Origin of the sequence: Priestia sp. JV24, assembly GCF_025910025.1 — a bacterium.
In the GTDB taxonomy this organism is placed as follows: domain Bacteria; phylum Bacillota; class Bacilli; order Bacillales; family Bacillaceae_H; genus Priestia; species Priestia megaterium.
In genome coordinates this window covers 302,768-327,468 of record NZ_JAPCIN010000022.1, presented here as the reverse complement: position 1 = coordinate 327,468, position 24,701 = coordinate 302,768, and the positions used below count along the sequence as shown (strand labels likewise).

Genomic DNA, 24,701 nt, shown 5'->3' with positions numbered 1-24,701 from the left:
CAATTTTATCCAATATATGCATAATTTATTTCATTAGATGGAATTTTTGTAAAAGAGCAGATAAATAGTTTGAATTTTGTGATAATATTAAAATAAGGGTTTGGTTAGTAGTTGATGTCTCTATCGCAAAAGGAGGGGAAGATATGTGCTGCAAACGAATCATGAAATAAAAAAGGTTGTTCATCGTTCGCTATCAGCTAAAATGATTGTAAAGCGCATGCTGTTTATTTTAGTGGGAGCCCTTTTAATGGCCGTCGGGCTAGAATTTTTTCTTGTCCCTAATGAGGTTATTGACGGTGGAATTGTAGGTATATCTATTATTTTATCCCACTTAACGGATGTTCAAATCGGCTTTTATATCTTCGTATTAAATCTTCCATTCTTTTTTATTGGCTACAAGCAAATTGGAAAAACATTTGCGCTATCTACGCTTTTAGGTGTTATCATTCTATCCATTGCTACCTCTATTTTTCACGACTTACCGGTCTTAACAGGTGACCCTCTTTTAGCCACTGTGTTTGGCGGAATTGTTCTTGGTGTGGGAGTAGGAATTGTTATTCGGTACGGAGGTTCGCTAGACGGCACCGAGATATTAGCTATTTTATTTAATAAGCGTACGCCTTTCTCCGTAGGTGAGACGATTATGTTTTTTAATTTATTTATTTTGGGAAGTGCCGGTTTTGTATTTGGCTGGGATCGCGCTATGTATTCTTTAATGGCTTACTTCATTGCTGTTAAAACGATTGATATTGTGATTCAAGGTTTAGATGAGTCTAAGTCAGCTTGGATTATCAGCGAACAATATGAACAAATTGGCGAAGCAATTCTTGCTCGTTTAGGGAGAGGCGTCACGTATTTAAATGGGGAAGGGGCGTATACGGGAGATGATAAAAAAGTCATTTTTTGTGTGATTACCAGGCTTGAAGAAGCAAAGCTAAAAGCGATTATCGATGAGATAGATCCATCTGCTTTTTTTGCTGTAGCCGCTATTGCTGAAGTCAGGGGAGGAAGGTTTAAGAAACGAGATATTCATTAGTGAAGGTTGTCTGCTAATGAGGCTGTCCCGTTATTACATGCAGCAGCCTTTTTATTTTCTCTCTTTGTTTCGAGTATATGGAATGGTTTATGTCGCTTCTGCTGCGTCCTGCTTTGGGCATATCGAACCTCTCTTTTTTCTTGTATATCTTTAAAACAAACATGTAAAATGTCTAAAAGATATAAAAAGAGTACATAGTAAAAAACAGAAAGAGGGAGTGACATGAAAAAAACGTTAAAAATAGTAGGAGTCAGTCTTGCTGTTCTTGTTGCAGTAACCGTGGTTTTTTTTGTCATATGGTCAGGTTTTGATTATGAACCTTCAAAGCAGCTTCACTCACTAGTAGATGAGAAAAAAGTAGTGAAGAAAGACGATTATTACGTATTCAAGCCTCAAACGAACAAAGAGATAAAAGCCGGCTATATTATTTATCAAGGTGCTAAAGTAGAGCCGTTAGCATATGGCTATTATGCTCAGCAAATTGCAAATGAAGGATATCTTGTTGCTGTTGTAGATTCTCCGTTTAATATGAGTTTTTTTAGTCAAAACAAAGCGACGGATATTGTGAAGAGCTATCCGAAGATTTCCGCATGGTTTATCGGAGGGCATTCCCTTGGCGGAGTGAGTGCAGCCTCTTATGCGTATGATCATCAAAACTCAATAAAAGGCTTAGTTCTTTTAGCATCGTATCCGATGAATAAAAATAATTTTTCAATTTCCACTTATCCTATTTTGTCTTTAACCGGTGAGAAAGATGGTTTGTCGACGCCTGAAAAAATTAAAGAAACCAAGCATTTACTTTCAAAAAATACGGAGCTGGTCCAAGTAAAAGGAGCTAATCACGCACAGTTTGGAATGTACGGGAAACAAAAAGGCGACAACAAAGCCAGTATTTCCCCTAAAGAGCAGCAGGATGAGCTAGTAAAAAGAACGGTCAAGTGGTTAAACAGTCAAATGAAAAAGTCCGTCAGTAACTAACTGACGGACTTTTTTTCTTTTTTTGGAAATAACACTTGAAAAAATAACCAGTTAGTTATATAGTTAGTTACATGAGTAATGAACCACTTAAGTGAGGTAGTCAAAATGAAACAATCATTAGATCATCAGCGACCAATTTTTCAACAAATCAAAGAAACCATCGAAGAGAATATTTTGAATGATGCTTTTCCAGAAGAAGAAAGAGTACCGTCTACGAATGAATTTGCCAAAATGTATCGCATTAACCCTGCAACAGCAGCTAAAGGAATTAATCAGCTAGTTGACCACGGAATATTGTATAAAAAGAGAGGGATAGGGATGTTTGTATGTGCGGGCGCCAAAGAAGTATTGCTTACACAAAGAAAAGAAGAATTTTATAACCGTTTTATTGTTCCCCTGAAAAAAGAAGCACAGCATTTGGGGATTACGGTAAAAGAGTTAAAAGAGCTGTTAGACAAGGGGGAAATAAAATGAATATAGAAGCGCAGCTGTTAAATAAATGCTATGGATCTAAACACGTATTAAAAGACATTTCACTTACACTAGCAAAAAATAAGATATACGGGTTGCTAGGTAGAAACGGAGCGGGCAAAACGACTTTGATGCAAATTGTAGCCGGGCATATTCCAGTTACGACAGGAGAGGTAAAAGTGGGCAATCAATCTCCATTTGAAAACCGCTCTGTTTTGCAAAACATCTGCTTAATTAACGAAAGCGGAAATTTCAAAAAAACATTAAAAGTCAAAGACGTGTTAAAAATTGCGTCACTTTTTTATCCTTACTGGAGCGAAGAAGCTGCTGAGAGGCTTATGGAAGAGTTCGATTTAGATTGTAATATGAAAGTGAAAGCATTATCTAAAGGTATGGAATCAGCATTAGGAATTATTGTTGGGCTATCTTCCCGAACGAGCATCACAATCTTTGATGAACCTTATATTGGACTTGATGCTGCGATGCGAGCGCGTTTTTATGAGCTTCTATTGGATGAATATGAAGAATATCCACGCACGTTCATTATTTCAACGCATCTAATTGATGAGGTAAGTAATTTATTTGAAGAAGTACTCATTATGCAAAAAGGAAAGCTGATTCTTCAGGATACGGCAGAAAATTTGCAGCAGCGCTGTGTAAGTGTGAAAGGACCTAAAAGTCAAATTGAAGAATATGAAAAAGGAAAGCAAGTAATCCATGAACAAGTATTCGGAGGAGAGAAAAAAATAGTGCTCTTTAATGAAGATATTTATGCTGAGGAGCTTGTCGACAGTTCATTTCATATAGAAGCTGTTCATATACAGGATATTATGATTTATCTTACAGCAAATCGTGGAGGTGTAGCGTAATGAAAGGACAGTTTGCCGCCATTAGTTATTCGCTCTACGTTGAACTAAAGTATTTAATGATTCGCTTTTGGACGATTCTGTTAGCCTTTGTTGTAGTAGATATTTTCGTTTTCAGTCAGGTGAATGAGCATCTTCTATTAGTAACAAGTATGCCGCAGTACATCTTTTCAGGTATTGTAAGTTTTATTATCATTCGAAAAAGTTTTTCCTTTTGCTTAAAGTTAGGAGCTACTCGTAAAGCATATCTTTTAACGATGACCAGTGTTTTTGCTTTATTTGCAATTGTAATGTCCCTTATCAATGTTGTCATCATGAGCATTTCAATAAAGGTGATTAATAGTTTGAATTTAATGAATATTCAACTTTATTATGCGAGCGATTTTATCTTTCATGGCTCCACTGTCACTGTTCACTTTTTAACGGACGCTGTATTTATCTTTTTTATTACAGCAGCATCGTGTTTGCTCGGCAGCATCGTTTACAAATTCGGGCAAACAGGAGGGATGATCACAGGTGCTGTTTTAATTTTATTGTTTACGATTCCAGTGACAAAAGAACCAGTTATTCATTTTATAAAAAGCTTTTCGAATGGGTCGTTATTACTTACATTCGGAACAATGGTTATCGCAAGCTTCCTATTCTTTCTTATCAACTGGCTGTTTTTAAAAAAAGCGTCTCCTGTCCATCAAGCCTAATAAAAAAAGCAATCATTTCTTTACTGAATGATTGCTTTTTTTATTGTACTTTTTTAGAGCAAGCTGCATCAATATCTAGAATCCAGTCGTGAAACTTTTGCTGAAGAAGTTGAAGAGAAGACTGATTGTTCGATACAATGTCCAGCCCGCGCTCGTCGTATAGGTGGAAGATGGTTTCTTTATTCAAATTCACAATATAACACTCTTCTTCAATAGCCGGATGAATATGAAGATCGCGGTTGGCAATTGATTGCAAAAGAAGCTTTTCTTTCACATCATTGGTTTTACACGCAATAATATACTCAGCGTTATTTAATAATGCTACGGATTGAACTTCTTGTTTCTTCAGGCGAGAGCGAATGAATTTTTTAATAGCTGTTTCTTTTTTCTTTTTTAAAAGTAAATCATCCTGTGCAGCATTCGCTTTGAAAACAAGTAACAGCTCATCGTTTTTTTCATGGAGTGTCTCAAAAATTTCGTAAGCGCGTGCGTACACATTTTTCATATATTCTCGTTCCCACACACCTTTTTGATTGGTAAGCGTAAAGCGGATACCTGCGGGCGCGTTATAAAAAAGAGGTCTTTTCATTTGAACATTTGGAAACATTGTTGTTAAGTATGATTGAAGCCGCATTGTAGTCATACGCAACACCTCATTTAGTTTAGTCCTGACTTAATATGTTGAGTTTAGTCTATCACGTGATTAGCTAAATTTGTAAAGAAGTAATGTTATTTAATCAAAAGGTAACCAAACTGTTATATTTTGTTGATTTTGCATTATTTCTTTACACAACCTTTGCGGATGAACAGGTTTTTTCATACGCCTGTCGTATTACTTAACGTAGTAACGACGTGAAGAAAGGATGATATACGGTGAAAAAACAGCTTGTTCTTATTTCAATTATTACAGCTGCTTTCTTTGTGCTCATTTTTCACAAAACGATCTTTCAAGAAGGTAATCCTCTTCCCATTGCATGGAGTATTGTAAAATTAAAATCTTCGGGTGAAGACGTTGTGCAAATATCGGATAAGCCTAAAAGGTATCTCATTCATTCAGATGACTACTTAACGTTTATTAAACAAATGAAAAAGAAAAAAGTGAATTTTCAATATCAAGATGATAAAAAATTTTATTTTAATAACGACAATGAACGCCAGCTGTTCGTCAGCAAAAACTATACCGATAAGTTCACGATTATGGAACTAAAGAAAAAAGAGCTGACTGAAGCTGGCGTTGAGTGATAAGAGCTAATCCCTGCCCTGTGTCCCGAAATCTTTAATTTGAACATGAACATGATAGTCGATGGTCGACTGGCTAAATATTTCATCCCATTCATGCTGATGTTTTTTCCAAAAATGAGGATAATGAATTCGTACGTAATCATGCAGGTCAATCACATCAGCTTTGTAGTTGTTTTGCAGTAAGCGGAGTGTTTTTTCTGCGTCTTTTCGAATGATTTTTTCTATTTTTTTTTCGGTGTTCTTTACATTAGAGGCGGCAAGAGCCTGTTTTGAAGTCTCCCAATCTTCTGATAGCCTGCCGCTTGTTTGAACGTTGATGTCAAAATGAACGGAGTGACTTGAATCAATCCGAGCCTTCACATCTTGCTGAACATCTCCAATTTCATAGGAAAAGGGGTATGGCCCGTGTTTGCCGTAAATAATTCCGCCTTTAATATTCCCCGTTAACCACGTTAAAGCCTCCACTTGGTGCTGAGTTAAGATGAATTTTGCTTTTTTATCTTTGATGATCGCGGCACCGTCTAGTTCAACACTATTTTTAATTTTAGAAAGCCGCTGTATTAAAAAGCTTTGATCGGTTTTTAACTTGGCCGATAGCTCTCCCATTGTTAGGGGATTTAAAATTTTATTCGTTTTGAATTTATTGGAAACAAGCTCGTAAATTAAGTTTACAGGCGGTACAGACATTCCTTGAATCGTTAAAACGTTTTTAGCATCGCCCTTTGTAACAAACGCAAGGCTGCTGCGCCGTATTTCATTATCACGGACAAACTGATTGATAAGCGCATCCAGAGGGATGGTCTTGCTCGCTTTTTCTCCTATTAAAAGTGCTCGCTGATGCTGGCTGTATATAGGATCAGATTTCAGCGAAATATTTCGCGTGATTTCATGAATAGTAGGACCAGCTGTTGTAATGTTTTTGTATGGAATGGAAGAAGACATATTTCCGGATTCCGTTTCGGTTAACGTTTGATGAGTCAGCACAAGTTGATTTTTTCCCGTTTTTGGTTCGATTTTCGATGTAATATCCATTGCCACTCCTATAACAAGAGCAAGTTGTTCAATATTTCGATGGCTCACACAGCCGCATAATAAAAAAATGGTCATCATGACAGGAAGACATTTTTTCGTCATTTGAACACAACCTTTTTTATTTTCATTAACATGCTGAAAAAAAGAGGGATAACTAAAAATGTCACTAAAAATGCCCAGCCTAATACCGTTGAAAAATGTGACACGTCGCTTGCTGTTTTGGGCGCTAAAGAGCTCATAAATAAAACGGGCACAAGAAAGATAATATTAGTAGTTGATCGGTTTTTGAAAATCTTTTTAAATCCTGAAACAGCTAAAAAGAAATACATTACAAAGGTTAAAAAAAACTGAAGAAGCCAGACAATAAGTAAAAATAATTCAAGCCTCTCAAAGAAAATTCCTTTTACTTCATGCGTCTGAACAAATTCAATCGTAGGCCAAACGGTTGTTTTTACCTCCGGAACGGATAACGCGCCGACAACTAATACGTAAGTGATAATATATAAAAGTAAAGGAATGGAAAATCCGATGATAGAAACTTTTCGTAAATGATTTTTGTTTTTCATATGTTTTGGAAGAAATACAATCGTTTCAATCCCTAAAAAGGAAACAGAGACGGTTGTAAAAGCAGCAAGAAGCGGGCTGAATCCATCGGCTAACACGGGCTGTAAGTTTTTTAAATCGACCATTCCGATACTAAGAAGATATAAGATAAGAAGAATGATGACCGTTACAGGAAAACATAGGGCCATTACTTTTCCAATAGAATTAATACCGCCAGTGATTAAATAGACGCCTGTCAAAATAAACGAAAGGATAATTAACTCAATGGGCATCGTTTCCAGTAAATAGAAATGGATCATTTCTGCCATAGCTCTTACTTCAAAACTTGCTACAGATGTGAAATAAACGACTATAGCGAAGTTGAAGATATTTCCAATCAGCTTGCCGGTTACTTCTTGCGTGAAGTCAAACATACAGCTAATCGTAAAATATTTAACCATCCAGACTAAAAAAAGAACAATTCCAATAAACAAAAGGCCGTCCATAATAAGTACAATCCATCCGTCTGCATTATTTGTCTGGTTTGTAATGCTGCTTGGCAGTGTTAATAAACCGACGCCCAGCATGGTTGAAGAGATAATTGAAATGGCATAAAAGTCTGAAAGAAGCTTGCTTGATTGTGACTGTGATTGTTCCATATGGTCCTCCTTTTGTCAGTTTTATTTGGCTTTATTTTTAGACTGTTTTAGACTTTTGTTTGGCAGACGAATATAAGAATCTTTCCACGCTTTTTTATTTAACGCAAAAAACGGTTTGAAGTAAGCCATGCCAAAACTTTCGAGCTTGGTTAGATGAATGACGAGAACAAGAAAAAACATGGTAACTCCGTATAATCCAAAGATTGCTGCAATCATCATAGAGACGAAACGCAAAATTCGAAACGAAAGGCCAATTCCGTACTGAGGAACGGTAAAGGACGCAATTGCCGATACAGATACAACAATAATCATAACGGAGCTAACGATATGGGCTTCCACTGCTGCTTGACCAATCACAACCCCGCCTACAAGTCCAACTGTTTGTCCCACAGGAGTAGGGAGACGCAGACCGGCTTCGCGTAATAATTCAAGCGTCACTTCCATAACCACTGCTTCGATAAAAGGAGAAAAAGGAACGTTTTCTCGTGTGGCCGCAATAGTAATAGCAAGCTCCGTCGGAAGCAGACCTTGGTTAAACGAAACGAGTGAAATATAAATAGCTGAAAAGAATAGGGTAATAAAAATAGACAAGTACCTTAGTAATCTTAGCAACGAACCAGCTATCCATCTTTCGTAATAATCGTCGGGTGATTTCATAATCATATCGAAAGTTGTAGGCACTAAAAGAGCAAAAGGAGAGCCATCTACTAAAATGGCTACTCGCCCTTCATTCACCGCAGCGAGAACACGATCCGGTCTTTCTGTATTTTGTACTTGAGGGAACGGTGAGTAAGGTGCTTCTTCTAAAAATTCTTCAATCATTCCTGAATCTTGAATGTTATCTAAAGGAATGTCTAATAATTTCTCTCGGACTTGATTCACGATGTGAGTTTGACAGTGTTTATTATGAAAAACGATACTTGTTCGATGTTCCTTTGTATTTCCAATATAAATGTCTTCAATAACCATTTCTTCTTCGGTAGAACGCTGTCTTAAAAGACCAAGGTTTTCATCTAAGTTTTCGATAAGAGCAATTTTAGGGCCACGCACTACTTTTTCTGTTGTAGGTTCACTTAAAGAGCGCTGTTTGGTCATAGACATATTCAATGAGTATGCCGTGGTGCTCTCGCTAATAAACAGCAAGGGCTGACCTTTAAAAAAACACGAGATCGCTTGCTTGTATGTATAAACTTCTTTGTCTTTAATGACAGAAATAAACGAATCGATGTCATCGAGTGTTTGCGTTTCACTTTTTGCTTTTGTCTCAACAACATGCTGAGTAAGATTATCAAGTTTTTCTCCGTCTACTAATCCTTGGAGATAAATAATGCATATATATTTTGTGGGAGACAGCCATAATTTTTTGGAACCAACATCTGTATTTTGACCCACCAAATCTAGAAACGTTTGAACGGTGTAGTCTGCATTGGGCTGAAATTTTGAATCGAGCATAAGTAAACTCACCGCCTGTTGTGTTAATGAGCTTAGTGTTTACGATGTAAAAACGAGTTATGCGAAAAATGTGGAAGAAGAGAAAAGATATGTTATGGTAAAGAAAAGAGGTGATGGCATGCTGCATTCATTTACGTTAAAAACGAATAAGCGCGACGAAATGATCGACGTCACGAGTCAGGTACAAGCAGTAATAAGAACAGAAGGATTAAAAGAAGGGGCTGTAGTTGTTTACTGTCCTCATACAACCGCTGGTATAACAATTAATGAAAATGCGGATCCGGATGTAAAAACCGATATGATCCGACGCTTCGATGAAGTATATCCTTGGGAACATAAGTTAGATCTTCATATGGAAGGAAATACGGCGGCGCATCTCAAAGCGAGCACGGTCGGCTCCTCTCAGCATATAATCATTCACGACGGGCAGCTACTGCTAGGAACGTGGCAAGGAATTTATTTTTGCGAGTTTGATGGACCAAGGACTCGTACGTATTATGTGAAAATTTTATCCCTACAATAACTTTTTTTCATACGCATTGTCCAATTTTCTTTTTAAAGTTGTTATAAAACAAAATTTATTTAATATAAATGTTATATAACAGTTAAAGGGAGAGATTGAACAATGGAAAAGATCGGTGCAGAACAAGAAACAGTGAAAAAAGAAAACGAAAAAACAAATTTTACATGGGTGGAAGAATACCCAACTATTTTAGACATTGTCAACGAGTATTACAGTACGTGTCGATAAAATGGGGAAGGCCGGAACAAAAGTATTTCAGTTGAAAGAGGATCCGAACGATGAATCGTTCGGATTTTTTTCATTGTGAGGGTGAACGCAGGTTTACTGTATATAGCTATGTCTTACTATCTTTTTTATAAAAAAGATATAATAGTAGCAATTTTCTTAAAAAGTTTAATATAATAAATATTAGGGTACTGAATTGTATGAAATAAAGATAAAACGCATCGTTTCATACTATTTCCTTTTTTACCGCTAGTATAACCTTGAAGAAAAAGTTTCATTTGATATACTAACTATACGCTTAGTCTTTAAGAGAAAGATGAAGATTCATTGTCATTGTTACACGCAGTGAATGAGCTGCCTTTGCTTGGCGAAAACGTCGTACAAACAAAGACAGATAGCGAATTGTTTTGGGTGCGTTCATTTAGTTCAAAACAGGGAGGCGATTAGTCTATGTTACTTGTACGTATGGCCATGATTGGTTTCTTTTCATTAACAGCCATATCATTGTTTTCTTTTCAGTCCGTTGAAATTATCCATGCTATTATGGACTTTTTCTCATCAGCTGATAAGTACTAAAAAACGATATCTTTTTTAAATAAAAAGCGGATAACCCTTAGGGGGCTATCCGTCAAAAACCGCCCAAAAGGCGGTTTTTTTATGCTTATAGCTATGCTAACAGACGCACTGCATACGTTCTCTGATGACAAAGTCCACGTGTTTTTTAGCTTAACATTCGTTAAAATAAGTATTTACGTACTGTTCAAACTGAAGCCAATCGTCCACGCGAGGGACATTTACTTCTTCGTTATACGGGTAGTTCATGGCAACAGCATGGCGACCTGTAGCTTGAAAAGCCTTCAAATTATGCGGTGCATCATCAAATAGCAAGTCTCCGTATATTTTATCTTTTTGGTGTGTAAACACGATATTGTATTTTCCGATAAACGGAAGGTGTTTTTCAACCCACTGCTCTTTTTCTGTATAAGCATAGGTACGGCTGCTTGTGACAATTAAAATGGAAAATCTTTCATAAAGTCGTTTAAGAACCTCAACAGCATGAGGCAGAGGTTGTAAATGTAAAAAAAGCCCCGGCTGATCGAGGTAGTCATAAATTTTTGTCCCGCATTCCGGCTTTACATACTTTTCTGATTCCCAGCATTTTAACTTTTCAACCGATAAGCTGTCGCAATAATCTTTGTTATATTGGTTATGCCAATCTGTCATAAGATCACAAATGACAGAATCCATGTCAATTAAAAGGGTGTACATTTATTCAACTTCCTTTACATTATTCATCTACACGCTTGGTTTTGCAATGTAATGTGCTGCTTCTACTATACCAAATCTTTTACATGCAGAAAAAGAGCAAGCCGCATCAAAATCGCACAGCTTGCCCCATTTATAGAAACTACATTCTTTTAGCACCTAAATAGCGTTTGCTCCAATAGCTCTCTTTTAGAGAAGAGATGCTCACACCTTTAGATGAAGAGCAGTGAAGAAACTGGTTATTTCCTAAATAAATTCCTGCATGAGAAGGCCCTTTTGTATAGGTTTGGAAGAACACAATATCTCCGGCTTTTGGACTTGAGACGCGCGTTCCTTTTTGATAAATTTGAGCTACTGTTCGAGGAAGTTGAACCCCGCCTCCATGTTTGAACGCATAGCCAATAAAACCGCTGCAGTCAAAGCCGCTTGGCGTTGTTCCGCCCCAGCGATATCGAACGCCCATATACTGTTTTCCTTTGTTAATCACTGCGTTAGGGTTATAGCGCGCTGAGCTAGAAGGCGATTTACCCTTTGCTGAAACGCCTAGTTTAGCATACGTTCCCTTTCCGACAATACCATCTGCTGCTAGTCCATTTTTGCGCTGAAATGATTTTACAGCAGAAGTTGTAACAGTCCCAAAGTATGTAGTCGTATTCCCTTTAAAATAACCTTTATTTTTCAACGTTTGTTGTAGTTGTTTAACATCTTGGTGATTCATGCCTTGGCGAAGCGTTTGGTCGCCTAGAGCCGCTTGGCTGACAATCGGGCTAGTAGAAACAATAACGCCAGCAAGCGTAAGAGCTGCTATTACTTTTTTCATAAAACTAGTACCCCCTGAAAATTTTTCCTGATTTGAGTAAATTCATCATATCATCTTTCGACAGTGTTCTACGTTACAATTTCATTACATATATGAAAAAAATGAAATATAAAGGTGAATATAGTCTTATAAAAGCTGTAACTAAAAGGGTTCTTTAGATGTGCAATATTGCTAGAAAAACTTTGAATATTTGACGGTAAATAACTAAAAGATATGAAAAAGTATGTACATTTAAAATTTAACAAAGAAATATGTTGTGAATTACTACACAAAAAGTTCGAACTCGGGTAAAATGTAGAACTATAATATAGTAGTCATGTATGTGACTTTGATGAGGTGAAAGTAATGAAAAGAATAGGTGTATTAACAAGCGGCGGAGATTCTCCAGGTATGAATCCTGCGGTTCGTGCTGTTGTGCGTAAAGCAATTCATGAAGGTATGGAAGTTTACGGTATCTATCAAGGATATCAAGGGTTAATAGAAGGAAATATTAAAAAGCTAGAAGTTGGAGATGTTGGTGACATCATTCAACGCGGCGGAACTATGCTTTATTCTGCAAGATGTCCAGAATTCAAAACAGAAGAAGGGCGTTTAAAAGGTATTGAAAACCTTAAGAAGCACGGTATTGAAGGCTTAGTAGTTATTGGTGGAGACGGATCATATATGGGAGCTGTAAAACTAACAGAGCTTGGTTTCCCTTGTATCGGTATCCCAGGAACAATTGATAACGACATTCCAGGAACAGATTTTACATTAGGATTTGATACGGCTCTTCATACGGTTATCGATGCTATTGATAAAATCCGTGATACGGCAACTTCTCATGAACGTACGTTTATTATTGAAGTTATGGGTCGTAATGCAGGAGACATTGCTCTTTGGTCAGGTCTTGCTGGCGGGGCGGAAACAATCCTTATTCCAGAAGCAAAAGATGAGTTCCAAGAAATGGTTGACCGTTTGAGAAAAGGACAAGAGCGCGGTAAAAAGCACAGCATTATCGTAGTAGCTGAAGGTGTAGCCAATGGTAATGAAGTAGCGAAGCAGCTGCATGAAGCAGCAGGTATTGAAACGCGTGTAACAGTATTAGGACACATTCAGCGCGGTGGTTCCCCAACTGCTCAAGATCGTGTGCTAGGAAGCCGTTTCGGCGGTCGTGCAGTCGAGCTTCTGCTAGAAGGTAAAGGCGGTCGTGCAATCGGTATCCGTAAAAATGAAATTGTAGATTATGATATTATGGAAATTTTAGGTGAACCTCACCATATCAATGCTGATATGTACCGTTTATCTAAAGAGCTTTCAATCTAATCACAGTATGGCTGAGGCGAAACTTCTTATATGGAAGGAGTTTCGTCTTTTTTTGATTGCATCCCTGTCCCTTCGCAGTGTTTGCATGTTTTCATGTAACCGATACCAGGAATAACGGCTAGCTTTCCGAGTCCTTTGCAAAAAGTGCAAATTAATTCAAAACCAAACATCGTTCCATCCCCTCTGTACAAGTTTTCTTTCAGTTTATCATAAAAGTAGACAAATAATTTTAAAAATTATAGAAATAATCAAAAAAATGATTACATTTGAACAGCGAGTGATATAGTAAAGAGAGAAGAACATTTTACAAAAGAGGAGAGGAAGCGTGATGTTTAAACGAATTTTACTTGCCTCAGATGGCTCAGAGCATGCAGCTAAAGCAACAGAAAAAGCCGTTCAGCTGGCTCAGCTGACGGAAAACAGTTTTATTCAGGTTATTTATGCAGTAGAGGGTGATTCAAGATTAAAATCACTTAGCCGCGATGAGGAACGGGAAAGCCGGATACATACAACAGATGAAATTTTAAAGCAAGGAAACGTGGAGTATGAGATTACGTTTATGCACGGAGACGCGGCTAAAACAGTGATTCAATTTGCTAATCAAAATTCATTTGACCTTGTAGTAATAGGAAGCAGAGGTTTAAATCCTGTAAAAGGCATGCTGCTTGGAAGCGTGAGTTCTAAGATTGCACAGCAAGTAACGATTCCTGTGCTAATTGTTAAATAGGAGAGAAATGCAATGGTAAAACAGTACAAAGAATTAAAACAGCTCATTGATGATGCTAAACACATTTGTTTTTTTACGGGAGCAGGAATGAGCACAGAGTCGGGCATACCGGACTTTCGCTCTCAAAATGGCTTATATCGCCAAAATAAAAGCTTTGTGGACATAGTAGCTGCTGACTTCTATGAGCAATATCCTCATGAATTTTGGCCGCTGTTTAAAGAAATTTTTCATATTAAAATGCTGCATCAGTATAAAGCAAATACGGGCCATCGCTTTATTGCTGAACTAGAAGAAGCCAAAACCGTGCATGTGATTACGCAAAATATTGATGGCTTGCATCAAGATGCAGGAAGCACGAACGTTTTTGAAATTCATGGGTCCATTAAGAGAGCTCATTGTCCGAGCTGTAAAAAAGAGTATGACTTAGCGTATTTAAATCAGTCAGCTCTCCCACAGTGTACAGCGTGTGAGCGCCTTTTAAAGCCAAATGTTGTTCTCTTTGGAGATGCCATTCATCAGTTCGATGAAGCAGTTACAGCAGCGCTGTCATCTGATTTATTCATCGTGCTTGGTTCATCGCTTGAAGTAGCACCGATTAATCAAATTCCGCTGCTTGTGAGCCGGTACAATCGTCCAAATATGGTGATGATTAATAAAGAACCTACCCATTACGATTATTTGTTTGATTTGGTTATCTATGATTCCATTGGACAAGTGGTCGCAAATTTATAAGCGTCTATGCATGGACATAGCGCTTTTTTAGCATTTAGTGATAAAGTGTAGGGATGTATCATATGGTGTAGTACATCATCCATTCGCTAATGGATAGAAGGGATGTTTGCGCATATGAGTGGAGGCTTGAGAGTTTGTCTATTCATTGTTGGTATTGCACTCAAAGTGACAGCTGTTTTGACTTTGATTTTTGAAATGAATCTTGCCCCTATCCACGGAAGGAGTCTCACTTATTATGCTGAAGCGATAGGTATGAAACTCCCCATTATCTGTTTTGTTCTTGGTTTTTTTTGTGTAGCAGCAAGCTTTTATTTACCTGCTAAAAATCGCCGCACCAGTAAATAGCAAGGGCAGGAGACTAACTAAAACGTTTGACTGCAAAGTTTTTAACATTTAAAATAAAGTCAATAAGTTTAAAAAGAAATAGGATAATTATTCCTTATTCTTTTTAGATATACGGAAATAGAGGTGATTGGATGGGGCAGTGTACCACGTTGGCGAAGTAGCATTATATGCACCAGTGTCAAAGCGTACAATACAGTATTATATAAACCTACATTTGCTTCACGCATATCGCTCTTTATCACATAATCGCTCTTTTAAGACGTTAACAGACTTTAACTTTATAAAGATTGTAAACTACTAAATTTTTTATAAATGAATGGAAGAGAGAATCAGCGCTGAAGCAACATCATGAAATGAAGCGATGTGAGCCATTGCTTCACATCTAGAACAGCTGAATAAAGAATGACCTGCTACATTAACGAGTGAAACGTGAGATAAGGAAGAAAGACTGGCAGTTTTGCTCCATATAAAAATGTTTATACATTTATCATGTGATTCCTCCTTATATGCACTTTTCCAAGTGATCAGTACAGGGATAGAGTTCTTTATCCAAATTTTTTATTTTTTAGGAGGTGAGTCCTTACTCGTTTTTAAACGAGCTAAGGAACTTGATTGGACATATTTAACTTGATTTTACTAGCGGTACTGATTGCATTAACTGCTTTTTTCGTTGCTACCGAGTTTGCGATTATTCGCGTGAGGAGTTCCAAAGTGGATCAGCTTATAGCAGAAGGGAGCAGCAATGCAAAAGCTGCGAAGCAAGTTATTTCAAATTTAGATGAATACTTATCTGCGTGTCAGCTTGGTATTACGATTACTGCGCTGGGAATTGGTTGGTTAGGAGAGCCTACACTTTCGCATCTCCTCTCCCCATTACTTGATCAACTAGGGATAAGCGGAGCTTTAACAAAAGTACTATCTGTTGCGATTTCTTTTGCGGTTGTTACATTTATAAACGTTGTGGTCGGAGAGCTTGCTCCGAAAACATTTGCAATTCAAAAAGCAGAGAAAGTCACTTTATTATTTGTTCGTCCGCTTATACTCTTTTATAAAGTAACCTATCCTTTCATTTGGCTATTAAACAGTTCTTCTCGTTTAATAACAGGGTTATTTGGTCTAAAGCCTGCTTCAGAAAATGAGCTTGCACACAGTGAAGAAGAGCTTCGCATCTTGTTATCAGAAAGCTATAAAAGCGGTGAAATCAATCAATCGGAGTTTAAATATGTAAGTAAAATTTTTGACTTTGATGATCGCGTTGCCAAGGAGATTATGGTGCCGCGTACGGAAGTCGTTTCGATTGACCAGGAAGATACGGTCGAATACATCCTTGAGATGGTCCAAGAAGAGCGGTTTACCCGCTATCCGGTCATCGATGGAGATAAAGACCATATTATTGGAATGGTCAATATGAAAGAGATTTTAACCGAGATTGTCATGAACAACAGCAAGGAAAAAATAGATTTAAAACAGTATATCCGTCCTGTTATTGAAGTAATTGAATCGATTCCTATTCATGATTTATTGCTTAAGATGCAGCGTGAACGCATCCATATGGCTATTTTAATTGATGAATACGGAGGAACAGCAGGGATTGTAACAGTAGAGGATATTTTAGAGGAAATTGTCGGTGAAATTCGTGATGAATTTGATGCGGATGAACTTCCATTAATTCAGAAAGTCAAACCCGATCATTATATTGTAGATGGAAAATTATTAGTAAGTGAGCTTAACGAGCTGCTTGGCACAACAATTGATGATACGGATGTTGATACAATTGGAGGCTGGGTCTTGACGGAAAAATATGACGTCAAGCAAGGAGAAAGCCTTAGCTTTGATCAGTATGACTTTACCGTTACGAAAATGGAAGGCCATCACATTCAATATATTGATGTGATCAAAAAACGTCAGGTGCATCAAAGCACGGATGAAGCGGTTAATGTGTCAGACATGAATCAGTCACAGGCTTTATCTTCGTAACAAAAAGGCGCATTGCAAAAGAGCAATGCGCCTTTCTTATGGAAAAAGCGTGCTGGGAAGATGACAAAGTCATATGATGGAACTATGGGATAATATTACCGCTATGAATCTTGAAATCAATTTGCTTTAATAAAAGTATGAAAACTCTATCAAAACTTTTATTAGTAACATTGTTGTCTGTCACTCTAGCTTTTGGTCTTAATAACACTGCGCAAGCAGCAACCGTACATACCGTTCAATCGGGCGATACGATGTGGAAAATAGCAGTAAAATATCAGGTTGGCGTTTCCGAGCTGATTGAAGCGAACTCTGCTATTAAAAATCCTAATTCGATCTACCCGGGACAAAAAATTACCATACCAACAGATAAAGCGGGAAGTTCATACGAAGAGCAAGTGGTTCAGCTAGTGAATCAAGAACGTGCTAAAGTAGGGCTTAAACCTTTAAAATCTAATTGGGAAGTAGCTCGCGTTGCTCGCTATAAATCGCAGGATATGATTGATAAAAACTATTTCAGTCATACATCGCCTACATATGGAAGTCCGTTCGACATGATGAAAAAATTTGGTATTACATACAGTACAGCAGGTGAAAATATCGCTGCTGGACAAGCAACTCCAAAAGAAGTGGTTAACGCATGGATGAATAGCGAAGGTCACCGTAAAAACATACTATCAAGTCAATTTACCGAAATCGGAGTAGGTTACGCTAAAGGCGGAAACTACGGTCATTACTGGACTCAAATGTTCATTTCAAACTAAAAAAGAAAGGAAAAAAAGCTGACTATTAAGTCAGCTTTTTTTAGCTTCGAGCACTTTCTAGAAATTCTTTTGGATTGCCAGAGAGCTTTCCGTCCTGTTCAACGATGAGTGTGCGCGTAGGGAAAGCAAATTCTACGCCTTCTTCTTCGAGAATGTCCATAATTTCGAAGTTTATATTTTCTTTTACATCTAAATAATCAGCGAAAACGGTTGTATTTGTAAAGAAATACAGATAGATATTTAGACTGGATTCATAAAAACCGTCAAAGTTAACCAGAATCGTTTCATTGTGAATTTCTTCGTGCTCAGTCAGCATCTTTTTAATTCTTGCCACTACGGTTTCTAACTTTTCTTTTGGTGTATTATAATTCAAGTTTAAATGAAAGGCAATTTGACGTTTTCCCATCTTAGCCCAGTTAATAATAGGCTCATTAGAAAGAGTAGCATTTGGAACCGTTACCACTGCTTGAGCGAACGTTCGAACTTTGGTGCTTCGAAACGTAATATCTTCTACAACACCTTCAACACTCGGTGTTTTAATCCAATCTCCAATGGTAAAAGGCTTTTCGGTAATAATCACAATTCCGCCGAATAAATTACTAACGGTGTCTTTTGCGGCTAGGGCAAAAGCAAGACCACCTAAGCCAAGACCTGCTACAAAGCCGTTTACGTTAAAACCCCATTCTTCTGCGATGATGGAGATAGAAAGCATAACAACAACGATGCGGATGAACTTTTCAATAAAAGGAATGATGATTCGATCCACTTGGATATCAAAATTTTTGGCAAACGTTGCAAAAAATAAATTGGTAGAAGCAGCTAAATTATACAAGCCCCATCCTGCAAGGCCAACAGAAGCTGAACGAACTAAATGTCTTTCCGTATCGGCTGTTAAAACATCAAAGGGAAGATAGGGAAGAGCAAGCTTGAAACCAATAATGACAAAAACCCAGCGCAGCGGCTTTTCAAAAGCTTCTAAAACGCTCGTAATTAAATTGATTTTTTTATTTTTGACAAAACCAATAATAAACTTAAACAAATAAGTCGTGAACAGCTTGCGAAGAATCAAAAAGATCAAAAAGATCCCAATCGCAATCACGATTTTTTTCCAATCATCCAACGATGACAGAGACTTTAAAAAATCCATACAATCCTCCTAATTACCAAAACTGTGCTACAGTTCATTTATATCCGTCAATTGAAGCATGTCTATGTAGAATGTACTGTACCCTAAATTCATGCTTTTTAAAAGCTTCTTCCCTATTAAAATAGCATAAAAATACCCGTAAATCTATTTAAGTGATAATTATGAATATATCTCTTTTTAATAAAAGAGACAGACAACAGTCTGAAAATAAGTTGTATAATAAATAGATAATATTATAAACGTTAATGTATCTTATTATTTATTGAAAACGTTCGTTGGAGGGAGAAGTTTTGTTAAGTCAATTAAATAAAATGCTAGAAAAATTGATGCCGTTTATTACGCCGGTCAGCTTGCTCATAGGAGTTCTTATCGGTTCGTCATTAAGTCAGTATGCCTTCTTAATTCCCTGGCTTTTTGCATTAATGACGTTTGCCGGAAGTTTGAATTCAAACTTTCACCAGTTAAATGCCACGATACACCGTCCATTTCCAATCATTATGGCCCTGTTTGTTTTACATATTTTTATGCCAGCGTGGGCTTGGAGCGTTGGCCAAGTGATTTTTCCACATGATGTATTTACAAGCACGGGTCTTTTGCTAGCAGCGATTATTCCAACAGGCGTGACTAGTTTTATATGGGTCTCGATTTACAAAGGAAGTATTCCTCTTGCGCTATCCATCATTTTAATTGATACTCTTTTGGCGCCGCTTATCGTTCCTTATACGCTTTTATGGGTGGTTGGAGACACCGTGCATTTGGAAGCGCTAAAGTTAGTCAAAGATTTATGTTTTATGATTGTCCTTCCATCTTTGTTAGGGATGTGCTTAAATCAATATACAAAAGGAACAATTAAGCAGACATTAGGACCAAAGCTGGCACCTGTTTCGAAAATAGGGTTAAGTGTGATGGTTATGATAAATGGGGGAGTAATTGCACCTTATTTAAAACATATTGATAAAAAACTGCTGTTTATTATCCTGATCGTCTTTTTAATGAGTTCAGCTGGTTATTTCTTCAGCTGGATGATTGGCAAATGGCTAAGATGGGATCGAGCAAAAGTTGTGACGCTTACGTTTTGCGGAGGCATGAGAAATATTAGCGCCGGAGCCGTGTTAGCCGTATCTTATTTTCCGGCTCCCGTTGCTGTACCGGTTGTGCTGGGGATGTTATTTCAGCAGGTATTAGCTGCTTTATCAGGGCGTTTAGTTCAAAACTATTACGAGAAAAAAGACGCTGAGTTTATTTCGTTAAAATAAATGGAAGAAGCAAGGGACGAACCACAGTAATCATAAAGTAAGCACTCTGTTTTAATGAGGAGAGATAAGGGGCTTGTACGCTTGCTGCGTTCAAGGTAACGAGACGATTAGAAAAAGGAACGGTGTGGCATACTAGGAAGAAAAAGGTCGGATATTTGTGCTTATCAATATAGCGCTGGCGTTTGTTTTACCTTGGATTTTTGGCACACTCTATTTACATCCTAAAAATCGTCGTTTACTGCCTTTAGTAGGAACTGCTTTTTGCATTTTAGCAATCGTTATCAATGAATTAGGGAGCTATTATGGTTTTTGGAAACTCCGCACTTCTTTAGAAAATGAAGCATTAGAGGCGCTGCCTTTTAATTTAGGCGTCTATCCTGTATTGGCTAGCTATATGATTTTTTTAATTCAGCGAATCGGAAAGCCTCATTTTTTTATTCTGCTTATTACGCTGTTTACAACATTTTTAGAAGGAACGTATGTGCATATGGAAAGAGTAATATACGGAAACGGATGGAATCTCGTCTGGACATTTTTTTCCTACTGGATTCCGTACAGCGTGATTTATTTATACTATAGGTATTTGGTTAGTCTTAGACTGCTTCACTAGAAGAAAGAAAAAGAAGTAAATATGTACAATAAAAAAAGCCGTGAATATTCACGGCTTTTTTGTTAGATCGCTTTTTTCGAGCTAGATTTATCTTTTGAATGATCCCACGCTTCAATATTATCAAGTCCAGAAATGCTGTCTTGGTAGAAGACAGGGTCTTTTCCAGCTTTCTTTTGACCAAGATAATCTTTGAGTGCCGCAAAGGCTACTTTCGAGAGCAATAGAATGGCGATTAAATTGACTACTACCATAAAGCCCATAAACAGGTCTGCTAAATCCCATACAAGCTGAATTTGAGAAATAGAACCGAACACAATCATTGCAAGTACAGCAACACGATAAGTCATCAGCCAAGCTTTATTTGTGTTCAAGAACTCAATATTTGTTTCTCCGTAGTAGTAGTTACCAATTAATGTACTAAAAGCAAATAGGAAAATCATAATTGCAAGAGCACCTGTTGCCCAAGAACCAATGTGAGTGCTTAAAGCAGCTTGTGTTAACTCAATACCGCTTAAATTTTTATTTGTATAAGTACCTGAAAGCAAAATGATAAAGGCAGTACTGCTACAAATAATAAGCGTATCTGTTAATACACCAAATGCTTGAATCAATCCTTGCTTTACCGGGTGGCTTGTTGTTGCAGCTGCGGCTGCATTTGGAGCACTACCCATACCAGCTTCGTTTGAGAATAATCCGCGTTTAATTCCTTGCATAAGAGCTGCTCCAAGAGAACCGCCGGCAATTTGATCGAAACCAAATGCATTTTTAACGATTAATGCAATAAGAGAAGGCATCTCTTGAATGTTCATAATAATAATGAAGAGTGCTACTGCAATATAGGCAACAGCTAGTACCACAACAATGTATTCTGACATTTTTGCAATACGCTTAACTCCGCCAAAAATAATGGCAGCGAAAGCCACTGTCATAATAATTCCTAACACTAAACGATTTGTTCCGAACGCATTTTCAAACGCAAGGGTAATGGTGTTCGATTGTACAGCATTAAAAATTAAGCCGAATGATAAAGTGATTAAGACAGCAAACAGTCCGCCCATCCAGCGCTTCTTTAAACCTTTTTCCATATAGTAAGCCGGTCCGCCTCGGAAGCCGCCGTCTTTGTCTTTTACTTTGTATATTTGTGCTAATGTACTTTCGATAAATGCTGAAGCTGAACCAATAACCGCAAGCACCCACATCCAAAATACAGCACCAGGTCCCCCTAAAGCGATCGCAATCGCAATACCTGTAATATTCCCCGTACCAACGCGGGCTGCCATACTGATGCAAAACGCTTGGAATGGCGAAATTCCGTCTTTAGAAGAGCTATCCGCACCTTCTTTTAATACACGGATCATTTCTTTTAATAACCGAATTTGTAAAAACTTTGACCTAAAAGTAAAAAACAAACCAAATGCAATCAGCATCGCAATCAGTAAGTAGGACCAAAGAAATTCGTTGATTGAACTAACAAAACCTTGAACTACTTCTTGCATAGTTTCACCTCTTCATGAATTATAGTAGAATAATAATGAAAAACATGAATTTATAGAATTTTCCCTCTATTTAGATAGATCTCCCTATTTCCCCGCTGTTTTTCTTCATTATCCTTGTCGAATCTTGTTGCTAAATCTGAACCTTATATATATATAAAATAATAATTTTGGTCTTTTGTCAACTAACCTCACATGGAAAAATAGGGTGATATGACAAATGAAGCGGGTATGAAAAGGCTATAACAGCAGGGATGAAAGAAATTTCATTTTGTTTTACTTAATTGTTGCTAGAAAATAAAAGTTTTAGGCCCAGTACGCCAAAAACCGTTCCTTTTACATATTTTAATGTGTGCTGAAAGATGCGGCTTTTTTTGACTTTTTTTCCAAGGCCAGAAGCAAATAGCGCAATAAGTGAAAAGATGATGAGCGTTTCGGCGATAAAGATGATACCGAACAAAATCATCTGTAAGCTTACATGTCCAAGAGACGAATTAACAAACTGCGGTAAGAACGTGATGAAGAAAATAGCTACTTTTGGATTGGTTAAGTTGCTAACGAATCCTTTTCTAAAGTGATGGTGCTGCTGAACGTTTTCTGTTAATTCCAACGGACCGCTTTTTTCGCGAAACGATTGGTATGCTAAAAACAGCAGGTACAGAACGCCTACAACCTTTAGAATCGTAAAGGCTATAATTGATTTTTGAAAGATAATAGATAGCCCCACTGCGGCTAAAAGAGTATGTACAAATGTTCCCGTAATAGATCCCAATACGGTTTTGATGCCTGCTTTGATGCCTGAAGCAATACTTTGTGTCATTACAAAAATCATGTCTTGTCCTGGTATTAAGACAATGATAAGTGACACGGCTATGTAAGGTATAAGCCAAGAAAATGTCATGATGATTCCCTCCCAACAGAATTTTAACCATTTCGACAAAAAGTTCTCAAGAGTGTGTGCTAATGAATTAATAGATTAATGGAGTAAAGTTAAGAAGGCATAAAAGCATAAAAAGAGGTTATTTCTTCTAATAAAATTCAATAAAAGATGTAGGAAAAAAATAGGTGGTGTTGTATAATGATTCGATATACTTAATTTTTATAGAAAGAGGGTAAAATTTATGAAGTACTGTTTAGCACAGCCAGAGGACGCTGCTACAGTTCACGATCTTATGCTGCAAGCCTTCTCCGTATATCGCGATTCTGTCCCACCGTCCAGTGCTCTTGATGAAACGATAGAATCTATTATGCAATCGTTAAAGCACGGAAAAGAAGCTGTCATTTTATACGTCGAAAATAAGCCGGTAGCGATGGCGCGTTTTACGCTAGAAGAAACGAGCTTATATTTTTACCGTCTGTCTGTCATTCCTGCTTTTCAAGGAAAAGGAATGGCTAAGCAGCTTATTCAATGGCTAGAAACGTACGCCAAAGAGTGTGGCAAGAAAAGTTTATCATGCAAGGTGCGAATGAGCGTTTCTCGTAATATAGCTTTGTATGAATCAATGGGCTTTTACATAGAGGAAAAAGAAATCGTACATAGAGGGGGAGTGGATATTCCCGTAGTAAATATGAAAAAAGAGATTCTAAAAGGAGTAATGGCATGAATAAATCAACTCTTCCTTTACCGCCTCCTGTCTTTCTTTTAATCGGTGTATTAGCCGTTTCTTTTTCTTCTATTTTAATTAAATGGTCGGACGCACCTGCTTCTATTTTAGGAATGTATAGACTGCTGTTTACAGTCCTCTTATTTTTACCGTTTTTACCATGGAGGAAAATGAAAATTCTTTTTAAAAACAGCACGGTAAAAGAATGGCTAATGCTAACTGTATCAGGCGTATTTTTAGGACTTCACTTTCTGTTTTGGATGGAGTCTTTTTCACATACAACAGTTGCTAGCGCTATGATTTTAACTGCGCTTGAGCCGGTCTTCGTAGTGATAGGAGCTTATTTTTTATTTAAAGAAAAAACAAGCAAAGTAGGAATTATCAGCATTTTAATTGCTGTTAGCGGCTCAGTGATTATCGCATCGGGAGATATCGGACTATCCAAAACGGCTCTTTACGGAGACTTACTTTCTATTTTAGGTACAGTAGCTGTTTCTGTTCATATGCTTGCGGGGCAAGAATTATGCAGGAAAATGCCTTCAATCATCTATAGCTTCGCCGTTTTTTTAATCGGTGGCCTGGTTCTATTTGTCTACAATGTTTGGACACATATATCGCTCACTCAGTATGAATCAAAAGACTGGTGGATCTTTTTGCTTTTAGCGCTTATTCCTAATATTTTTGGTCATGCCTTATTTAACTGGCTGTTAAATTACGTAGGTGCTACAACGATTTCAATGGCTATTTTAGGAGAGCCAATTGGTGCCATCATTCTCGCTTATTTCTTGCTTGGAGAAATGACCACTGTTTCTCAGCTAGTGGGAGGGATGATTGTGATGATTAGTGTGATGATCTTCTTAAAGTACAAAGCAGAAGAGCCGAAAAAAGTCATAGCTCTTCAAGAAAAGTCCAATATCAGCTAATTGGATAGGC

General features: G+C 37.4%; 29 protein-coding genes. 19 read left to right on the top strand and 10 right to left on the bottom strand.

All coding sequences use genetic code 11. The features are described from left to right. Window positions 1–145 precede the first annotated feature (145 nt). The 5 genes from OK414_RS20950 to OK414_RS20930 all read left to right on the top strand — a co-directional run bounded on the left by OK414_RS20950 (window position 146) and on the right by OK414_RS20930 (window position 4,049). Entirely contained in the window at window positions 146–1,036 is an 891-nt protein-coding gene (locus OK414_RS20950) for a YitT family protein (protein WP_263045017.1), read from the top strand. Window positions 1,037–1,258: 222 nt separating this feature from the next. After that, window positions 1,259–2,014, top strand: coding sequence for an alpha/beta family hydrolase (locus OK414_RS20945; protein ID WP_034649411.1), 756 nt, complete (start codon window positions 1,259–1,261; stop codon window positions 2,012–2,014). Between the two features lie 105 nt (window positions 2,015–2,119). Continuing rightward, window positions 2,120–2,488, top strand: a complete 369-nt coding sequence (locus OK414_RS20940) for a GntR family transcriptional regulator (protein WP_034649413.1) — start codon at window positions 2,120–2,122, stop codon at window positions 2,486–2,488. After that, window positions 2,485–3,354: an ABC transporter ATP-binding protein gene (locus tag OK414_RS20935; RefSeq protein ID WP_034649416.1), complete on the top strand. Its 870-nt coding sequence runs from the start codon at window positions 2,485–2,487 to the stop codon at window positions 3,352–3,354. Before OK414_RS20940 ends, OK414_RS20935 begins: the two co-directional genes overlap by 4 nt. Continuing rightward, window positions 3,354–4,049, top strand: coding sequence for a hypothetical protein (locus OK414_RS20930; RefSeq protein WP_263045016.1), 696 nt, complete (start codon window positions 3,354–3,356; stop codon window positions 4,047–4,049). Before OK414_RS20935 ends, OK414_RS20930 begins: the two co-directional genes overlap by 1 nt. Before the next feature lie 40 nt (window positions 4,050–4,089). Here OK414_RS20930 and OK414_RS20925 read toward each other — a convergent pair whose 3' ends face one another. After that, window positions 4,090–4,692 (bottom strand): DUF3885 domain-containing protein, encoded by a 603-nt coding sequence (locus OK414_RS20925; protein ID WP_013058688.1) that lies wholly within the window; start codon window positions 4,690–4,692, stop codon window positions 4,090–4,092. A 230-nt stretch (window positions 4,693–4,922) separates the two neighbouring features. Between OK414_RS20925 and OK414_RS20920 the strand changes: the two genes are divergently transcribed. Continuing rightward, window positions 4,923–5,291, top strand: coding sequence for a hypothetical protein (locus OK414_RS20920; RefSeq protein ID WP_013084654.1), 369 nt, complete (start codon window positions 4,923–4,925; stop codon window positions 5,289–5,291). 6 nt (window positions 5,292–5,297) lie between these two features. On the opposite strand, the gene OK414_RS20915 is transcribed toward OK414_RS20920, so the two are convergent. From OK414_RS20915 to OK414_RS20905, 3 genes are read right to left on the bottom strand one after another with little or no spacing between them, the layout of a single operon-like run. Beyond that, a complete protein-coding gene (locus tag OK414_RS20915; RefSeq protein ID WP_263045015.1) occupies window positions 5,298–6,425 on the bottom strand; it encodes a Ger(x)C family spore germination protein in 1,128 nt (375 codons plus the stop codon). Next, entirely contained in the window at window positions 6,422–7,525 is a 1,104-nt protein-coding gene (locus tag OK414_RS20910; RefSeq protein ID WP_016765286.1) for a GerAB/ArcD/ProY family transporter, read from the bottom strand. Before OK414_RS20910 ends, OK414_RS20915 begins: the two co-directional genes overlap by 4 nt. 21 nt (window positions 7,526–7,546) lie before the next feature. After that, window positions 7,547–8,977 carry a spore germination protein gene (locus tag OK414_RS20905; protein ID WP_016765285.1) on the bottom strand — a complete coding sequence of 477 codons (1,431 nt, stop codon included), beginning with the start codon at window positions 8,975–8,977 and terminating at the stop codon, window positions 7,547–7,549. 118 nt (window positions 8,978–9,095) lie between these two features. Between OK414_RS20905 and OK414_RS20900 the strand changes: the two genes are divergently transcribed. From OK414_RS20900 to OK414_RS20890, 3 genes are all read left to right on the top strand, one after another. Next, window positions 9,096–9,500: a secondary thiamine-phosphate synthase enzyme YjbQ gene (locus tag OK414_RS20900; protein WP_016765284.1), complete on the top strand. Its 405-nt coding sequence runs from the start codon at window positions 9,096–9,098 to the stop codon at window positions 9,498–9,500. 102 nt (window positions 9,501–9,602) lie between these two features. Then, window positions 9,603–9,728, top strand: coding sequence for a hypothetical protein (locus tag OK414_RS20895; RefSeq protein WP_016765283.1), 126 nt, complete (start codon window positions 9,603–9,605; stop codon window positions 9,726–9,728). Between the two features lie 447 nt (window positions 9,729–10,175). Beyond that, window positions 10,176–10,301, top strand: a complete 126-nt coding sequence (locus tag OK414_RS20890; RefSeq protein WP_013058681.1) for a hypothetical protein — start codon at window positions 10,176–10,178, stop codon at window positions 10,299–10,301. A 150-nt stretch (window positions 10,302–10,451) separates the two neighbouring features. Here OK414_RS20890 and OK414_RS20885 read toward each other — a convergent pair whose 3' ends face one another. Together OK414_RS20885 and OK414_RS20880 are read right to left on the bottom strand one after the other, a co-directional pair. After that, window positions 10,452–10,994: a 5' nucleotidase, NT5C type gene (locus OK414_RS20885; protein WP_016765282.1), complete on the bottom strand. Its 543-nt coding sequence runs from the start codon at window positions 10,992–10,994 to the stop codon at window positions 10,452–10,454. 139 nt (window positions 10,995–11,133) lie between these two features. After that, on the bottom strand, window positions 11,134–11,811 hold the full coding sequence (locus tag OK414_RS20880; protein WP_016765281.1) for a C40 family peptidase: 678 nt from the start codon (window positions 11,809–11,811) through the stop codon (window positions 11,134–11,136). A gap of 345 nt (window positions 11,812–12,156) precedes the next feature. On the opposite strand from OK414_RS20880, the gene pfkA reads away from it, so the two are divergent. Continuing rightward, window positions 12,157–13,116, top strand: a complete 960-nt coding sequence (gene pfkA, locus OK414_RS20875; RefSeq protein WP_013058678.1) for a 6-phosphofructokinase — start codon at window positions 12,157–12,159, stop codon at window positions 13,114–13,116. Between the two features lie 26 nt (window positions 13,117–13,142). Here the strand turns inward: pfkA and OK414_RS20870 are convergent, their stop codons facing one another. After that, window positions 13,143–13,286 carry a hypothetical protein gene (locus tag OK414_RS20870; RefSeq protein WP_013058677.1) on the bottom strand — a complete coding sequence of 48 codons (144 nt, stop codon included), beginning with the start codon at window positions 13,284–13,286 and terminating at the stop codon, window positions 13,143–13,145. 158 nt (window positions 13,287–13,444) lie between these two features. On the opposite strand from OK414_RS20870, the gene OK414_RS20865 reads away from it, so the two are divergent. From OK414_RS20865 to safA, 5 genes are all read left to right on the top strand, one after another. Continuing rightward, window positions 13,445–13,843 (top strand): universal stress protein, encoded by a 399-nt coding sequence (locus OK414_RS20865; protein ID WP_013058676.1) that lies wholly within the window; start codon window positions 13,445–13,447, stop codon window positions 13,841–13,843. Window positions 13,844–13,855: 12 nt separating this feature from the next. Then, window positions 13,856–14,575 (top strand): NAD-dependent protein deacylase, encoded by a 720-nt coding sequence (locus OK414_RS20860; protein WP_034649430.1) that lies wholly within the window; start codon window positions 13,856–13,858, stop codon window positions 14,573–14,575. Window positions 14,576–14,689: 114 nt separating this feature from the next. Next, complete coding sequence (locus tag OK414_RS20855; protein ID WP_034649433.1) at window positions 14,690–14,920, top strand: hypothetical protein; 231 nt, start codon at window positions 14,690–14,692, stop codon at window positions 14,918–14,920. A 612-nt stretch (window positions 14,921–15,532) separates the two neighbouring features. Continuing rightward, entirely contained in the window at window positions 15,533–16,897 is a 1,365-nt protein-coding gene (locus OK414_RS20850) for a hemolysin family protein (protein WP_028415084.1), read from the top strand. A gap of 137 nt (window positions 16,898–17,034) precedes the next feature. Further along, complete coding sequence (gene safA, locus OK414_RS20845) at window positions 17,035–17,658, top strand: SafA/ExsA family spore coat assembly protein (protein WP_080621473.1); 624 nt, start codon at window positions 17,035–17,037, stop codon at window positions 17,656–17,658. A gap of 40 nt (window positions 17,659–17,698) precedes the next feature. Here the strand turns inward: safA and OK414_RS20840 are convergent, their stop codons facing one another. After that, the gene (locus OK414_RS20840; RefSeq protein WP_034649436.1) at window positions 17,699–18,805 is read right to left on the bottom strand and encodes a mechanosensitive ion channel family protein; all 1,107 of its coding nucleotides are present in this window, start codon (window positions 18,803–18,805) and stop codon (window positions 17,699–17,701) included. 290 nt (window positions 18,806–19,095) lie between these two features. Here OK414_RS20840 and OK414_RS20835 point away from each other — a divergent pair, with 290 nt between their 5' ends. Then, complete coding sequence (locus tag OK414_RS20835) at window positions 19,096–20,061, top strand: bile acid:sodium symporter family protein (RefSeq protein ID WP_034649437.1); 966 nt, start codon at window positions 19,096–19,098, stop codon at window positions 20,059–20,061. A 157-nt stretch (window positions 20,062–20,218) separates the two neighbouring features. Continuing rightward, the gene (locus OK414_RS20830) at window positions 20,219–20,671 is read left to right on the top strand and encodes a CBO0543 family protein (RefSeq protein WP_034649439.1); all 453 of its coding nucleotides are present in this window, start codon (window positions 20,219–20,221) and stop codon (window positions 20,669–20,671) included. Between the two features lie 62 nt (window positions 20,672–20,733). Here OK414_RS20830 and OK414_RS20825 read toward each other — a convergent pair whose 3' ends face one another. Then, window positions 20,734–22,167, bottom strand: coding sequence for an alanine/glycine:cation symporter family protein (locus OK414_RS20825; RefSeq protein WP_034649440.1), 1,434 nt, complete (start codon window positions 22,165–22,167; stop codon window positions 20,734–20,736). A 277-nt stretch (window positions 22,168–22,444) separates the two neighbouring features. Beyond that, entirely contained in the window at window positions 22,445–23,065 is a 621-nt protein-coding gene (locus OK414_RS20820; RefSeq protein WP_034649441.1) for a LysE family translocator, read from the bottom strand. Window positions 23,066–23,285: 220 nt separating this feature from the next. Here OK414_RS20820 and OK414_RS20815 point away from each other — a divergent pair, with 220 nt between their 5' ends. Beyond that, entirely contained in the window at window positions 23,286–23,768 is a 483-nt protein-coding gene (locus OK414_RS20815; protein WP_263045014.1) for a GNAT family N-acetyltransferase, read from the top strand. Continuing rightward, window positions 23,765–24,691 (top strand): DMT family transporter, encoded by a 927-nt coding sequence (locus OK414_RS20810; protein ID WP_034649442.1) that lies wholly within the window; start codon window positions 23,765–23,767, stop codon window positions 24,689–24,691. Before OK414_RS20815 ends, OK414_RS20810 begins: the two co-directional genes overlap by 4 nt. Window positions 24,692–24,701 lie beyond the last annotated feature (10 nt).

Excerpts from the sequence above, each read along its gene's own strand:
- OK414_RS20820 (WP_034649441.1), bottom strand. The coding sequence starts at position 23,065 with ATGACATTTTCTTGGCTTATACCTTACATAGCCGTGTCACTTATCATT.
- OK414_RS20910 (WP_016765286.1), bottom strand. The coding sequence starts at position 7,525 with ATGGAACAATCACAGTCACAATCAAGCAAGCTTCTTTCAGACTTTTAT.
- OK414_RS20860 (WP_034649430.1), top strand. The coding sequence starts at position 13,856 with ATGGTAAAACAGTACAAAGAATTAAAACAGCTCATTGATGATGCTAAA.
- pfkA (WP_013058678.1), top strand. The coding sequence starts at position 12,157 with ATGAAAAGAATAGGTGTATTAACAAGCGGCGGAGATTCTCCAGGTATG.
- OK414_RS20855 (WP_034649433.1), top strand. The coding sequence starts at position 14,690 with ATGAGTGGAGGCTTGAGAGTTTGTCTATTCATTGTTGGTATTGCACTC.
- OK414_RS20935 (WP_034649416.1), top strand. The coding sequence starts at position 2,485 with ATGAATATAGAAGCGCAGCTGTTAAATAAATGCTATGGATCTAAACAC.
- OK414_RS20895 (WP_016765283.1), top strand. The coding sequence starts at position 9,603 with ATGGAAAAGATCGGTGCAGAACAAGAAACAGTGAAAAAAGAAAACGAA.
- OK414_RS20925 (WP_013058688.1), bottom strand. The coding sequence starts at position 4,692 with ATGACTACAATGCGGCTTCAATCATACTTAACAACAATGTTTCCAAAT.
- OK414_RS20940 (WP_034649413.1), top strand. The coding sequence starts at position 2,120 with ATGAAACAATCATTAGATCATCAGCGACCAATTTTTCAACAAATCAAA.
- OK414_RS20840 (WP_034649436.1), bottom strand. The coding sequence starts at position 18,805 with ATGGATTTTTTAAAGTCTCTGTCATCGTTGGATGATTGGAAAAAAATC.
- OK414_RS20915 (WP_263045015.1), bottom strand. The coding sequence starts at position 6,425 with ATGACGAAAAAATGTCTTCCTGTCATGATGACCATTTTTTTATTATGC.
- OK414_RS20815 (WP_263045014.1), top strand. The coding sequence starts at position 23,286 with ATGAAGTACTGTTTAGCACAGCCAGAGGACGCTGCTACAGTTCACGAT.
- OK414_RS20880 (WP_016765281.1), bottom strand. The coding sequence starts at position 11,811 with ATGAAAAAAGTAATAGCAGCTCTTACGCTTGCTGGCGTTATTGTTTCT.
- OK414_RS20870 (WP_013058677.1), bottom strand. The coding sequence starts at position 13,286 with ATGTTTGGTTTTGAATTAATTTGCACTTTTTGCAAAGGACTCGGAAAG.
- OK414_RS20865 (WP_013058676.1), top strand. The coding sequence starts at position 13,445 with ATGTTTAAACGAATTTTACTTGCCTCAGATGGCTCAGAGCATGCAGCT.
- OK414_RS20930 (WP_263045016.1), top strand. The coding sequence starts at position 3,354 with ATGAAAGGACAGTTTGCCGCCATTAGTTATTCGCTCTACGTTGAACTA.
- OK414_RS20905 (WP_016765285.1), bottom strand. The coding sequence starts at position 8,977 with ATGCTCGATTCAAAATTTCAGCCCAATGCAGACTACACCGTTCAAACG.
- OK414_RS20810 (WP_034649442.1), top strand. The coding sequence starts at position 23,765 with ATGAATAAATCAACTCTTCCTTTACCGCCTCCTGTCTTTCTTTTAATC.
- OK414_RS20825 (WP_034649440.1), bottom strand. The coding sequence starts at position 22,167 with ATGCAAGAAGTAGTTCAAGGTTTTGTTAGTTCAATCAACGAATTTCTT.
- OK414_RS20885 (WP_016765282.1), bottom strand. The coding sequence starts at position 10,994 with ATGTACACCCTTTTAATTGACATGGATTCTGTCATTTGTGATCTTATG.
- OK414_RS20890 (WP_013058681.1), top strand. The coding sequence starts at position 10,176 with ATGTTACTTGTACGTATGGCCATGATTGGTTTCTTTTCATTAACAGCC.
- safA (WP_080621473.1), top strand. The coding sequence starts at position 17,035 with ATGAAAACTCTATCAAAACTTTTATTAGTAACATTGTTGTCTGTCACT.
- OK414_RS20900 (WP_016765284.1), top strand. The coding sequence starts at position 9,096 with ATGCTGCATTCATTTACGTTAAAAACGAATAAGCGCGACGAAATGATC.
- OK414_RS20945 (WP_034649411.1), top strand. The coding sequence starts at position 1,259 with ATGAAAAAAACGTTAAAAATAGTAGGAGTCAGTCTTGCTGTTCTTGTT.